General features: G+C 38.8%; 9 protein-coding genes and 1 riboswitch. Of the genes, 6 read left to right on the plus strand and 3 right to left on the minus strand.

Annotated elements, in window-relative coordinates:
• Positions 1 to 89: 89 nt before the first annotated feature.
• Positions 90 to 839 (minus strand): 2,3,4,5-tetrahydropyridine-2,6-dicarboxylate N-succinyltransferase, encoded by a 750-nt coding sequence (locus CXF71_RS20590; RefSeq protein WP_101234786.1) that lies wholly within the window; start codon positions 837 to 839, stop codon positions 90 to 92.
• Between the two features lie 170 nt (positions 840 to 1,009).
• Positions 1,010 to 1,255: riboswitch (Lysine riboswitch) on the minus strand.
• Positions 1,256 to 1,302: 47 nt separating this feature from the next.
• Here CXF71_RS20590 and CXF71_RS20595 point away from each other — a divergent pair.
• The 3 genes from CXF71_RS20595 (at position 1,303) to arcA (ending at position 4,992) form a co-directional block, all read left to right on the plus strand.
• Entirely contained in the window at positions 1,303 to 2,499 is a 1,197-nt protein-coding gene (locus CXF71_RS20595) for a methyltransferase (RefSeq protein ID WP_232771562.1), read from the plus strand.
• Between the two features lie 23 nt (positions 2,500 to 2,522).
• A complete protein-coding gene (locus tag CXF71_RS20600; protein WP_232771563.1) occupies positions 2,523 to 4,154 on the plus strand; it encodes a sensor histidine kinase in 1,632 nt (543 codons plus the stop codon).
• Between the two features lie 136 nt (positions 4,155 to 4,290).
• Positions 4,291 to 4,992, plus strand: coding sequence for a two-component system response regulator ArcA (arcA, locus tag CXF71_RS20605; protein ID WP_101234787.1), 702 nt, complete (start codon positions 4,291 to 4,293; stop codon positions 4,990 to 4,992).
• A gap of 59 nt (positions 4,993 to 5,051) precedes the next feature.
• On the opposite strand, the gene CXF71_RS20610 is transcribed toward arcA, so the two are convergent.
• On the minus strand, positions 5,052 to 5,408 hold the full coding sequence (locus tag CXF71_RS20610) for an Hpt domain-containing protein (protein WP_232771564.1): 357 nt from the start codon (positions 5,406 to 5,408) through the stop codon (positions 5,052 to 5,054).
• A gap of 246 nt (positions 5,409 to 5,654) precedes the next feature.
• Here CXF71_RS20610 and folE2 point away from each other — a divergent pair, with 246 nt between their 5' ends.
• From folE2 to CXF71_RS20625, 3 genes are all read left to right on the plus strand, one after another.
• Entirely contained in the window at positions 5,655 to 6,581 is a 927-nt protein-coding gene (gene folE2 / locus CXF71_RS20615; protein ID WP_101234789.1) for a GTP cyclohydrolase FolE2, read from the plus strand.
• A gap of 766 nt (positions 6,582 to 7,347) precedes the next feature.
• Positions 7,348 to 11,808: a glutamate synthase large subunit gene (gene gltB / locus CXF71_RS20620; RefSeq protein ID WP_101234790.1), complete on the plus strand. Its 4,461-nt coding sequence runs from the start codon at positions 7,348 to 7,350 to the stop codon at positions 11,806 to 11,808.
• A 25-nt stretch (positions 11,809 to 11,833) separates the two neighbouring features.
• Positions 11,834 to 13,261 carry an FAD-dependent oxidoreductase gene (locus tag CXF71_RS20625; protein ID WP_101234791.1) on the plus strand — a complete coding sequence of 476 codons (1,428 nt, stop codon included), beginning with the start codon at positions 11,834 to 11,836 and terminating at the stop codon, positions 13,259 to 13,261.
• A gap of 134 nt (positions 13,262 to 13,395) precedes the next feature.
• Here the strand turns inward: CXF71_RS20625 and folA are convergent, their stop codons facing one another.
• Positions 13,396 to 13,908 (minus strand): type 3 dihydrofolate reductase, encoded by a 513-nt coding sequence (gene folA, locus CXF71_RS20630; protein WP_101234792.1) that lies wholly within the window; start codon positions 13,906 to 13,908, stop codon positions 13,396 to 13,398.
• Positions 13,909 to 13,923: the final 15 nt, after the last annotated feature.

The following is a 13,923-nucleotide window of genomic DNA, read 5'->3' on the forward strand; positions in this document are numbered from 1 at the left end:
GCCACCCTTCGGATGTTCAAATTAATTCCCGAAGAATTTGTGAGTACTTTTGACGCATAGGTTGGACCATACAACGACAAGATGATTAATTAACGTAGAATTGATTCTAATTCCAGTGAGGCATCGCTTTTTTCATCACGATATTTAACGATAAGCGCACAAGCCATGCTTAAACCTTGTTCTTTTGCCCATTCACCTTTAACTGGACGGGTGCCAGGCACAACAACTGCACGTTCTGGAATTTCAGCACCTTTTTCACGCATAACTTGATTAACACAGTCATAAACGGGTACTGATTTAGAAAGAGATACGCCAGGTGCTAATACTGCTCCCTTCTTAACTACAATGCCTTCAACGACAACAACACCGGCACTTAAAAAGGCACCATCTTCAATAATCACTGGGCTAGCACCTATCGGCTCTAATACACCACCAATTTGAACCGCTGCTGAAATATGGACATTTTTACCTATTTGCGCACACGAGCCAATTAAAGCATGGCTATCAACCATAGTCCCCGTATCAACAAAGGCACCGACATTAATGTAAGCTGGTGGCATGATGATAACGCCTTCAGCAACGTAAGCACCTGCACGTACAGATGATCCACCAGGGACTAAACGAACTCCATCTTGTGGTGTAAATTGACGTGCGGGTAAGTTGTCTTTATCAACAAAACCTTGATAATTATCGTTAAAAGCGATGTTTTTTCCCGCTTTAAAAGCAGCTAAAATACCTTTTTTCACTTCAATATTGGCATGCCAGTTACCGGCATCATCTTGATTTGCCGCCCGTAAACTACCTGATTCTAACTGTGCTAATACATCTTGCCAGTTCATTTATTACTCCGCTTATCTGATAAAAGTCTATAAAAAATAATGAGTATTCGTGTTATTAAAGAGATGCGTAAACATACTTGATTAATAAAACTAAATACTTTGTGCGGAGTACTGGGCGTTGACAAAGAAGAGCATAACATCAGCGGAGCTGGCATTTTGGCTAATATGCAAAGACCAGAAGCTCCCCACTTAAACAGCCAAATATGGCTATTATTTAAAGTGACAGTTGTTGGGATTCAGCCCACTACTTTATAAAGGTATAAAGTACACAACCGATAAACAGCTTATCAAATAGCTATTTATCTCGGCGTTAATCCCCCTCATTACCATCTACAGAGTTTGATCTCTGCTGTTGAATTGTTCATAACAATACAAAACAATGGTAATTACCTGGTTAACGCTCCTCTTCTGGCCCTATTAAAATTTACCGGTTAATTAACCATTAAATTTGAATTAGGGACATTTGCTATTTAAGCATTTTTTTTACCTAGGTACAATTAACTTCCCACAAAATAACCCTATTCCCTTATACTTATTTACCGTAGAATATAACCATTATTCTTTGTCTATTTATTACCCTGTGTCCTGCCTTATGTCTTTGTCGAATCCTAGCCAAGTTTTATTACGCAATAGTGAATTACTTAACGCAAAATCGCCTTTATTGATTAATTTACCTGAAGATGGTTTCATTGATGCTTACTTAGATATCCATAAGCCCGACAACATTAGTTGCTTTAATACAAATTTTATTGATTATCAGGCGATTAGCAAAAAACACGTCAATACATCTAATAGCAAAAGCATTCAGACAACATTCGCCAGCATATACCAAACAAAAACATGCCACGATCTCGTCATAATAACGTTCCCAAAAAGCAAGGCGGAACTGAATTTCACTCTCGCTATGATTGCTCCTTGCATAAACGAGACAACAAAAATTTTATTCGTTGGCGAGAAAAAAGGCGGTATTCAATCGGCAGAAAAATTAACAAAAGACATACTATCCTGCTGCCAAAAAGTCGATGCTGCTCGCCACTGCCTGCTTTTTGTTGGGCTATTTAAACCAGAAAAATTATCTGTTGTTTTCAACTTACAAGATTGGTTTAAAAAATACCATATTACTATTGAAGGAATAGAGCTGACTATAGCCTCATTACCTGGGGTTTTCAGTCAGCAAAAATTGGATGTAGGCACTGCATTATTACTGCGTAACTTACCCAATAAGATGGTAGGAAATGTGCTCGATTTTGGTTGTGGCGCGGGTGTTATTAGCTGCTTTATCGGCAAAAAATTTATTGGTGTAAAATTATCCTTACTGGATGTAAGTGCCTTAGCGTTAACTTCAGCACAAGAAAGTTTGGCTTTAAACGGTCTGTCGGGTAATGTATTTCCTTCAAATAGCTTATCTGATGTTAATGACCACTATCACCATGTTGTTTCAAATCCTCCTTTTCATCAAGGCGTTAAAACACACTATCAAGCCAGTGAGGACTTTTTAGCCGGAATAAACAAGAAACTTAACAAGCAAGGTAACATTACGATAGTAGCCAACAGCTTTTTGCGTTATCAACCCATCATGGAAGCACACATTGGTACTACTCGGGTGATAACAAAAGAGAAAGGGTTTACTATTTACCAAGCTCAGCTATCATCTAAGTAACAAGAAACTTTTTTTTGGGTACCATGCCACATTTAATCAACACCATGTCACTGCATAGTCGCCTAGTGCAAAGCATTATGGCTTTAAGTACAATAATATTACTCACAGTTTCAATGAGTATTATTAAGTTAGTTGATGAACAGGGTAATCAAAACATTGCCAGTGAAACTCGTGCGTGGGCAAATATTCTGGCAAAGAGCAGTAGCCCCTTTTTACAAAGCGACAATGATAATAGTCAAAGTAAACTTAAAAGTGAGCTGGTAAAATTAATTTCCACTCCCCTCATTAATCGCATACATATTTATCGTACTAATGAAGATGGCAGTATTGAGTATTTTAGTAGTTATAATAAAAATCATAAATTTCCTGCTATCAGCGACAAAATAGACAAAATATCACAATTAAGTACTATCCAATATGAAGAAAACCACCTAGAACTGATTGTTAAAATAACTCAAGACCAGCGTGTTTTAGGCTACTTATTTATCCAATCTAGCTTGCTTGAAAAGCAGAGTTTCATCAGAAAGTTAATCTATATAACGCTTGGTTTTCTACTCTTTGCTTTACTCTTTTCTTTTGCTGTTTCGCAATGGTTATTTGATAAATCCAACCAGCCTATCGGAAAATTAATCGAAGATATTGGACAAATCTCACAAAATAAAAATTATCAAACTCAATTAGCGATTCAACCCTATAAAGAACTTGATATGCTGGCTAAAAATATCAATATATTATTACTTCGCACTGATAAACATATCAATACCATCATTGATGAACACCAATATGCCTTATCTCAAAACCAAGCATTAGAAAATAAGCTCAGCGCAAGAACAAATGCCTTGAAAGAATCCAATCAAGAATTACTTTCTACATTAGAAAAACTGCATGAATTTCAAGGACAATTGGTCGAAACAGAGAAGATGGCCTCACTCGGCGATTTGGTAGCCGGCATAGCACATGAAGTAAATACCCCTATTGGTTTAGGTGTTACTGCTTCAAGCTTATTAGCAGATAAATTAAGCGAAATAAAAACGGCTTTTGAAGATAAAACATTAAAATCTAGCCAATTAAAAAAATTCTTAACTGATGGTGATGAAAACGTCTCGATAATATTCCGTAATTTAGAACGAGCAGCAAAATTAATATCAAGTTTTAAAAAGGTTGCGGTTGACCAATCCAGCGCTGAATGTCGTACTTTTAATGTTAAGGGTTTATTAGATGAAGTTCTATTAACACTCTCAGCAAAAATAAAATCGGCCAATGTCACTCTATCGGTGATTTGCCCAGATGATCTCTACATCAATAGTAAACCGGGTCCTATCAACCAAATATTAATAAACTTGATCTTAAATTCAATTTATCATGCTTTTGAAGGGCTAGATCACGGCACTATCACTATCAATGTGATGAACTTAAGTGATCAATTACATATTAATTATAGTGACGATGGTATTGGTATTGATGATACTATGAAAACCAAGATTTTTGATCCTTTCACGACTACCAAGCGAGGCAGCGGTGGCAGTGGCTTAGGCATGCATTTAGTATACAATTTAGTAACCCAAGCGCTAGATGGTCATATAGTACTTGAAGATGATCTTGAACATGGAGTGAGTTTTGATATCACTTTTCCGGTAGAATTAGCATCAACTTAATGAAATAATAGCCTTTAAAAATTGTTTTTTCATTTTCTCTTGACTAAAATAGTTAAATAATTGTAAATATATTACACACACGTCACTCATTAAAAAATAATCGCAATAGCCATTTAAATATTAGGTAAATTCCAACATGCAGACTTATCAAATCTTAGTTGTCGAAGATGAAGACGTCACCCGCTTTAACTTACGCAATTTATTTGAAGCAGAAGGTTACGAAGTTTTCGAAGCTGTTGATGGTAATAGTATGGCTGAGCAGCTTAGACTACATACCATCAGCCTTGTCATTATGGATATTAATTTACCCGGAAAAAATGGCTTGTTATTAGCACGAGAATTAACTGCCAATAAAGATATGGGATTGATTTTCCTGACTGGTCGAGATAGCGATATTGACAAAATTCTTGGCTTAGAAATTGGGGCCGATGATTATTTAACAAAGCCATTTAATCCACGCGAGTTAACAATCCGAGCACGTAATATTTTAAGTCGTATTGGACAAACGAGCGCAGAACCAGAACAAAGCATAGTGAGTTTCAATCAGTGGACGTTAGATGGTAATTCTCGTCAAATGACTAGCCCTGAAGGAGAGATAATTGCTATTCCTCGTGGCGAATATCGAGCATTAAGTTTGCTTATAAAAAATTCTGGTAAAATAATTTCTCGACAAGAATTAATTAAAGAAATGACCGGCAGAGATTTACGCTCAAATGACCGTACAGTCGATGTCACCATAAGACGATTACGTAAACACTTTGAATTGAATCAAAACACACCTGAACTTATTAATACCATTCACGGCGAAGGATATCGTTTTGTCGGCACCTTAGATTAAACTATTTTAGCAGCCTTCAGGGGCTGCCAAATTATCACCTAATAAAACTGCACAACACTTTATTTACTTTCCAACCAGCTTTTAAACGTAAGTATTGCTTGCTCATTAGCCAACTTTAATGCTGTTAACAACTCCCTTTTTTGCTCTTTGGGTGCGGTCGATTTTTCTAATAACTTTAATTGTGCATGTAATTGACACATACCAACACTCGCTGTTGCGCCTTTCATTTTATGGCAATGCTCTTCCCAGCCAGAGAGTGAATCGTTGAGTTGCGCACTTTCAATATCATTTAGGTAAATTGCAACTTGCTGACAATATAAAGCGAACATCTGCTCAACAATAGTTTTACCTAAACTGTCTAAATAACCTTCAAGTAATTCCAAATCTAAGTCTGGATTCGATTGTTCAGTTCCCATAGACACACCTTTTTACGCAAATAATATAGAGTACCTCTATATTACAGCAGTAATAAATATCAGACAAACTTCCTGAAAAATAGAGGAAAAGGCGTTCTATTCTCATCTTTTTTATCTATAGAGCAACAACAGTAATGATTACCATTAAAAAATAAGCTAGAATGTGCGCCCTTAGATCTACTCTTCGTCTTATTGCAAGAAAGTCTCGAAGTTTAGTTAGTAATTATCGTTTAAAGTGGAGTCGAAATGACGACATCAATGCCAGATATAGCCAACCATACAACAGCTCAAACCGAAGGTACACTTGACTGGGTTGGCATGAGTAACATTGAAATGCCTATAATGGTCGCTTCAAAAGGCCAAGCCGAGCGTATGGTGTCGGCACATATTGATGCATTTGTTAACTTAAAAGAAGCTCAAGCGAAAGGCATTCATATGTCACGCCTTTACTTACTTATTGATGAGTTATCTACAAGTAATGTGCTTAACTATCAAAGTTTAGTTAGCTTACTTGACGGTTTTATTAGTAGTCACCAAGAATTAAGTGATCAAGCCAAAGTTCAATTCAGCTTTGACTACCACTTACGTAGAAAATCATTGGTTAGCGGTAAAGAAGGTTGGAAAGCTTACCCGGTAACACTTACCGGTTATTTAAATAAGGGCAAACTTACTATAGAGTTAACCATTGATGTACGTTATTCATCAACTTGTCCGTGTTCTGCTGCACTTGCTAGACAATTAATCCAAAAGGCGTTTCAAGATAAATTTGCGCAACAAAGTGAATTAGCACTAACGGATGTCCATGACTGGCTAGGAACTACAGAAGGAATCGTAGCAACCCCTCATTCACAGCGTTCCGTTGCTGAAGTAAAAGTGAAACTTAATTCAAGTATTGATGACTTTCCTATTACCGAATTAGTTGATCTTATTGAAAACTCGCTGAAGACTCCGGTACAAGCAGCAGTTAAACGCGAAGATGAGCAAGAATTTGCTCGCCTAAATGGTCAAAACCTAATGTTTTGTGAAGACGCTGCACGTCGTTTACAGCATAGTATGAATCAGACAGAGCAATTCGATGATTTCTGGCTGCGTATTAATCATTTAGAGTCACTCCATGCCCATGACGCTGTTAGTGTCACTACCAAGGGTATCGAGGGTGGTTATCAGCCTTAGCTATAACCCGCTCTATTAAAACTAAAGCCAATAGTGATATCACTATTGGCTTTTTTTTGTCTTATCGCTAAATTAGAACTTATAGCAATTAAATTAATTAAGGGGATAATACCAATTGTACTAATTAATTGCCCATCTTCAAATGGTCTTAATCTACAATTTCTGCGTTGCGCTCAATCTCAATAGCTAGCTATTTTTCAATCACGCGCCTTGAACTTGAAAATTTATCCTCATTGAATTTTGATCACTAAATTAATACAAATGGTATAACTTCTATTTTAAAATAAGTAATGAGCAGAATGTTCAAAAGCAAAACAATGGATCGAGTAAGAGTTGGTCATTGGATACAACGGCGCTATTGGATATTTAAGAATGCACTTTTAGTTATTTAATGTCCTGCTTTAATAACTACTTCACGTATAACCTGTATAAATATTGAATATGCCCCCACAGCATAAACCCCGCCAAAATGTAGTTTTATTTCATGATTTTTCACAGGTTGAAATAAAAACCACAGAACAAAAACAACAAACACAATAAAAACAACAACATACAAAAACACTATTACTCTACTTAGTTACAAAAAAGAACGAAAATGTAAATTAGTTACGAGCAAATGCTCTATTTTCATTGACCTTTAGCGAATAACTGAGTAGTGTTGAATGTCCACTTACTTAATAAGAGGAGTATTTATGCATTTTTTCCATGCCTTTATTCCCCTTTGACTGTCCTGTGAGTAAGTTGGCTTATTATTTAGGAGAAAAGAATGCAGCTTTATGATCATAGCGTCCAAAAAGACAATTGTGGCTTTGGTTTAATCGCCCATCAACAGGGTGAGACCAGTCACAAACTAATCAAGACCGCTATTTCCGCTTTAGATCGTATGCAACATCGTGGCGGTATCGCCAGCGATGGTAAAACAGGTGATGGTTGTGGCTTGTTATTACAAAAACCAGACAGTTTTTTTCGCGCTGTAGCTGCAGACAATAACTGGAAGCTAGGTAAAAAGTATGCTGTTGGCATGATTTTCCTAAGCCCTGATCCTATTGAAGCTGCATTGTCTAAAAAAATATTAGAACAAGAGTTAGCCGATGAAAGCTTGACCTTAATAGGCTGGCGAACGGTACCTACCGACACTTCAGTGTTAGGTGAAATCGCTATCGGTAACTTGCCAACAATAGAGCAAGTATTTGTTGATGCTCCCCCAGGTTGGAGAAACTTAGAATTAGAGCGCCGTTTATATATGGCTCGTCGTCGTGCTGAAAAACGCATTACAGATGAAAAATTTTATGTGGCGAGCTTGTCTTGCTTAGTAACAATCTACAAAGGCCTAATGATGCCGGTAGATTTACCCAATTTTTATTTAGATTTAGCTGATATTCGGATGCAAAGCGCGATTTGTGTATTCCACCAGCGCTTTTCAACCAATACCTCACCCCAGTGGCATTTAGCACAACCGTTTCGTTATTTAGCGCATAACGGTGAAATCAATACTATTAACGGGAACCGTCAGTGGAGTCGAGCAAGAACTCATCGCTTTAAGTCACCGTTATTGCCAGACTTGCAAGATGCAGCACCTTTTGTTGGCCAAACAGGCTCTGATTCATCTTCTTTAGATAATATGCTTGAGCTATTTTTAGCCGGTGGCATGGACTTATACCGTGCCATGCGTTTATTGATGCCACCTGCATGGCAAAACAGTCCTTTAATGGATGATGACTTACGTGCCTTCTATGAATTCAATTCTATGCACATGGAGCCGTGGGACGGTCCTGCTGGCGTAGTAATGACTAACGGTCGTCATGTTGCTTGTAATCTTGATAGAAACGGATTACGCCCTGCCCGCTATGTCATCACACGTAATGGCTTTATTACCCTAGCCTCAGAAGTAGGTATATGGGATTACGGTGAAGATGAAGTGGTAGAAAAAGGCCGCGTTGGTCCAGGCGAAATGCTAGCGATTGATACCTACACAGGTAAAATATCTCATTCATGTGATATTGATAATGACCTCAAAGAACGTCACCCTTATAGAGAGTGGTTGAATAAAAACGTTCGCCATTTAGTGCCCTTTGATAAGCTAGAAGCTAACTTGATTGGTCAGCGGGTATTTACTGATATTGAGATGAGTCAATATCATAAAATGTTCAATTACAGCTATGAAGAAATTCAGCAAGTAATAAGAACATTAGCGGAGAATGGCCAAGAAGCGACTGGTTCTATGGGTGATGATACACCTATGGCGGTATTATCAAGTCAAACACGCACCCTATATGACTACTTCCGTCAACAATTCGCGCAAGTAACAAACCCACCAATAGATCCGTTGCGTGAACGTTATGTTATGTCACTAGGTACTTGTATTGGCCGTGAGCATAATGTATTTAACGAAACGTCTGGTCATGCAGACCGTATGTTATTTTCAACGCCTGTACTTATGTATACCGGTTTGAAACAATTACGTGAATTAGATCCTGAACACTATCGTTCAGATACGCTCTCACTAAGCTTTGATGCCAAAGAAGGTTTAGAAGCCGCTATCAGACGCATATGTGACGAAGCCGATGCACTTGTTCGCAACAGCCGCACTGTTATCTTGGTTTTATCGGATAGAAATATTCAACCTGGTTTACTTGTTATTCCTGCGGCAATGGCTGTTGGTGCAGTTCAAAAACGTTTAGTCGACCAACAGCTACGTTGCGATTCTAATATTATTGTAGAGACTGGCTCTGTACGTGACTCACATCAATATGCAGTATTGCTTGGCTTAGGTGCTACGGCAATATATCCCTATTTGGCGTTTGAAACAATTGAGCAACTAGTTGAACAAGGACAAATAGATTTATCAGCCCGTGATGCTATCGTTAATTACCGAGAAGGCATTAACAAAGGTTTATTAAAAATATTGTCTAAAATGGGTATTTCTACCATTGCCAGTTACCGCTGTGCCGGCTTATTTGAAGTCATTGGCTTAAATGAAGATATTATGGCACTTTGTTTTAGTGATTTACCAAGTCGCCTTAAAGGTGCTGACTTTAGTGATATTCAACAAGATGCAATAAACCTAACGCGCAAAGCATTTTTGCCTCATCAAAAAGTTAACCATGGCGGCTTATTAAAGTATGTTCATGGTGGTGAGTATCACGCCTTTAATCCTAATGTTGTTAACTATTTACAACGTGCGGTGCGAAACGGTGATTATAATGATTACCGTACTTTTGCTGATGAAGTTAATAACCGTCCAGTTGCCACCCTTCGTGACTTATTAAAATTCAAGGATGACTGCCAGCCTATTCCTCTCGATCAAGTTGAAGCGGAAGGTGAAATGTTCAAACGTTTCGATAGCGCCGCTATGTCAGTTGGTGCTCTTAGCCCAGAAGCACATGAGGCTCTTGCTATTGCAATGAACCGCTTGGGTGGATTTTCAAACTCTGGTGAAGGTGGCGAAGATGAACGCCGTTACGGTACCGTTAAAAATTCTCGTATCAAACAAATTGCCTCAGGACGTTTTGGTGTTACCCCACATTATTTAGTTAATGCCGACGTATTACAAATAAAAGTAGCGCAAGGGGCAAAACCTGGTGAAGGCGGACAGTTACCTGGTGATAAAGTGTCGCCATTAATTGCTAAGTTACGTTACTCAGTACCTGGTGTTACCTTAATTTCTCCGCCGCCACATCATGATATTTATTCGATTGAAGATTTAGCCCAGCTAATTTTTGACTTAAAACAAGTTAATCCAAAAGCGATAATTTCCGTGAAGTTAGTTTCAGGTCCTGGTGTTGGTACCATCGCCTCGGGGGTTGCTAAAGCGTATGCCGACTTTATTACTATTTCAGGTTACGACGGTGGTACTGCTGCGAGTCCGTTAACGTCAGTAAAATATGCAGGTTGTCCATGGGAAATGGGCTTAGCAGAGGCTCATCAATCCTTGGTAACCAATGGCTTGCGTCATAAAGTGCGCTTACAAGTTGATGGTGGTTTAAAAACTGGTGTTGATATTGTTAAGGCCGCTATATTAGGCGCTGAGAGCTTTGGTTTTGGTACTGCCCCTATGGTTGCGTTGGGTTGTAAGTTCTTGCGTATTTGTCATCTTAATAACTGTGCTACCGGTGTAGCAACACAAGATGAAGTTTTACGCGAGAAGTTCTTTAAAGGTTTGCCTGAACAAGTGATGAATTACTTTAAATTTATTGCCCGTGATGTACGGGAAATACTTGCCAGCCTTGGCGTAAAAAGTCTAACGGATATCATCGGTAGAACTGACTTATTAATACAAGTGGATGGTATTACCTCTAAGCAAAGTAAGTTAGATTTATCACCGATAATTGCGCCTGTTGTTGCCGGTGAAAATACAGCACTTCATCAAACTCAGGAAAACACCGCCTTTGATAAAGGACAGTTAAATCAGAATATTTTAGCTGCTGCGATTGATGCGGTAGCGCATAGTAAAGGTGGTGAATACCGCTTTAACATCCAAAATACTGATCGCTCTGTCGGTGCTACTTTATCAGGTGAAATCGCTCGTCACCATGGCGATCAAGGTATGGCAGCCTCACCAATTACGATACACCTATCCGGTACTGCAGGACAAAGTTTTGGAGTCTGGAATGCTGGCGGTCTACACATGATTTTAACTGGTGATGCCAACGATTATGTTGGAAAGGGTATGGCGGGTGGTAAACTCACGATCAAACCCCCTGTTGGCGTCGAGTATGCTAGCCATAAAACTATGATTATGGGTAATACTTGTCTATATGGTGCGACGGGCGGTAATTTATTCTCTTCTGGTCGTGCTGGTGAGCGTTTTGCGGTACGTAACTCAGGTTGCCAAGCGGTTGTAGAAGGCACTGGTGATCATGCTTGTGAATATATGACTGGCGGTATTGTCACTATTTTAGGCGATACAGGTGTTAACTTTGGTGCTGGTATGACTGGTGGTTTCGCTTATGTATTAGATGAATCAGGTGATTTAGATATTCGTCTGAACAAAGAGTCTATCGAAATGCTTGCTATTGAAGAGCTAACTATTCACCAAGAACATTTACGTGGCATCATCAATCAACACTTTGAAGAAACAGGCAGCTTACGCGCTCAGGAGATCCTTCATGATTTTGATAAATATGCTCCATTATTTAAATTAATTAAACCGACAGCTACCGATGTAAAAACCTTATTAGGTCACCGTAGTCGTTCAAGTGCTGAACTTCGCGTGCAAGCACAATAATTGATAATAATTTAGGATTAAAATAATGAGTAAAAATGTTTATCAATTTATTGATGTAAAGCGAATAGACCCAGCGAAAAAGTCTATAGACGTACGTAAGATTAATTTTGTCGAAATCTATCAACCATTAGGCAATGAGCAAAGTGCCGGCCAGGCTGACCGTTGTCTTGACTGCGGTAACCCATACTGTGAGTTTAAGTGTCCTGTGCATAATTACATTCCACAGTGGTTAGAGTTAGTGACTGAAAATCGCATTTTTGAAGCGGCTGATTTATGTCATGAAACTAACAGCCTACCTGAGATGTGTGGCCGAGTTTGCCCACAAGATAGGTTATGTGAATCAGCCTGTACTTTAAATGATGAGTTTGGCGCAGTCACTATAGGTAATATCGAAAAACATATTACTGATACCGCTATTGCGCAGGGTTGGAAGCCTGACTTATCTCACGTAGTAAAAACAGGAAAACGTGTTGCTGTTATTGGTGCAGGCCCTGCGGGAATTTCTTGCGCTGATAGACTGACCCGTAACGGTGTTGACGTTGTTGTTTATGACAGGCATGCGCAAATTGGTGGTCTACTAACCTTCGGCATCCCGTCATTCAAATTAGAAAAAAGCGTCATTCAAACGCGTCGTGAAATTTTAGAAGGCATGGGCGTTGAGTTTCGTTTAAATACTAATATCGGCACTGATATTAGTTTTGGTGATATTAGCGATGAATATGACGCTGTATTTCTCGCTTTAGGTACTTATAAAGACATGAGCGGCGGTTTCGATAATGAAGGCGCAAAAGGCGTTTATAATGCTTTAGATTTCTTAATCGGCAATACTCAGAAGCTCATGGGCATCACTGCAGCTGAAAGCAATCAAGTTAAGCCTTATGTTAACTTCAAAGATAAAAAAGTTGTCGTACTTGGTGGCGGTGATACCGCTATGGATTGTGTTCGTACGTCCATTAGACAAGAAGCGACGACAGTAACGTGTGCTTATCGTCGTGATGAAGCGAATATGCCCGGCTCACCGCGTGAAGTTCAGAACGCCAAAGAAGAAAGTGTAAATTTTGAGTTCAACCTTCAACCGCTTGATATTGCGGTTGATGAGCAAGGCCTTGTTATAGGTGTTAAGTTTGTTAAAACCCAACTCGGTGCTGCTGATGCCAGCGGTAGACGTAACCCTGAGCCTATTGCTGATAGTGAATTTATTATGGAAGCTGATGCAGTAGTTATTGCTTTTGGTTTTCTCCCTAGCCCACCACAATGGATGATAGATGCGGGTGTACAACTAGACCCTCGTGGCCGTGTGCTTGCGGTCGATAGCTCTGACTTTGCGCTACAAACCTCTAAGCAAAATATTTTTGCTGGTGGCGATATGGTACTCGGCTCTGATTTAGTAGTTACTGCCGTTGATCAAGGTCAAAAAGCAGCCATGGGTATTTTAGATTACATCACTCAGTAACTAAAAATTTAGTTTTTAACTCTTATTATTTAAAAATAATCTTTAGCATAATAAAAAAACGGTACGTTATTAACGTACCGCTTTTAATTGTATCATTATCGTTTATGTAACTTTATCGAGCTTAACTGCTAAGACTACTTAGCCTTACGTTCGTAAACACAAAAATCTAATTGATGGACATTATTTTCATCACTATCACGTACTTCACTACTCATTTTATGCCAGCTACCGTCATCGTAATTTGGAAATTGGGTATCGCCATCAATGGCAGCCTTAATATGAGTCACATATAAACGGTCAGCTTTAGGTAAGCAATGGGCATAAATTGCACCACCACCGATCACCATAATTTCGTCAACCGCTTCATCACCATTTGATCCACTAACTAGACCTAATGCCTGTTCGACTGAAGTTACTGTATCAATTCCTGCTGCTGCATAATTTTCATCGCGAGAAATAACAATATTACGTCGACCTGGTAAAGGTCTGCCAATAGACTCAAACGTTTTTCGCCCCATGATAATAGGTTTGCCTAAAGTCACTTTTTTAAAATAAGCTAAATCCGCAGGTAAGTGCCACGGCATATCATTGTCTTTGCCAATAACATTGTTATCCGCAGTAGCAACGATCATAGATAGAATGGTCATAAAACTCTCAAAATT

It is taken from the genome of Colwellia sp. 12G3, assembly GCF_002836775.1.
Lineage (GTDB): Bacteria > Pseudomonadota > Gammaproteobacteria > Enterobacterales > Alteromonadaceae > Colwellia.

Excerpts from the sequence above, each read along its gene's own strand:
- CXF71_RS20610 (WP_232771564.1), bottom strand. The coding sequence starts at position 5,408 with ATGGGAACTGAACAATCGAATCCAGACTTAGATTTGGAATTACTTGAA.
- folA (WP_101234792.1), bottom strand. The coding sequence starts at position 13,908 with ATGACCATTCTATCTATGATCGTTGCTACTGCGGATAACAATGTTATT.
- folE2 (WP_101234789.1), top strand. The coding sequence starts at position 5,655 with ATGACGACATCAATGCCAGATATAGCCAACCATACAACAGCTCAAACC.
- arcA (WP_101234787.1), top strand. The coding sequence starts at position 4,291 with ATGCAGACTTATCAAATCTTAGTTGTCGAAGATGAAGACGTCACCCGC.
- CXF71_RS20600 (WP_232771563.1), top strand. The coding sequence starts at position 2,523 with ATGCCACATTTAATCAACACCATGTCACTGCATAGTCGCCTAGTGCAA.
- gltB (WP_101234790.1), top strand. The coding sequence starts at position 7,348 with ATGCAGCTTTATGATCATAGCGTCCAAAAAGACAATTGTGGCTTTGGT.
- CXF71_RS20625 (WP_101234791.1), top strand. The coding sequence starts at position 11,834 with ATGAGTAAAAATGTTTATCAATTTATTGATGTAAAGCGAATAGACCCA.
- CXF71_RS20590 (WP_101234786.1), bottom strand. The coding sequence starts at position 839 with ATGAACTGGCAAGATGTATTAGCACAGTTAGAATCAGGTAGTTTACGG.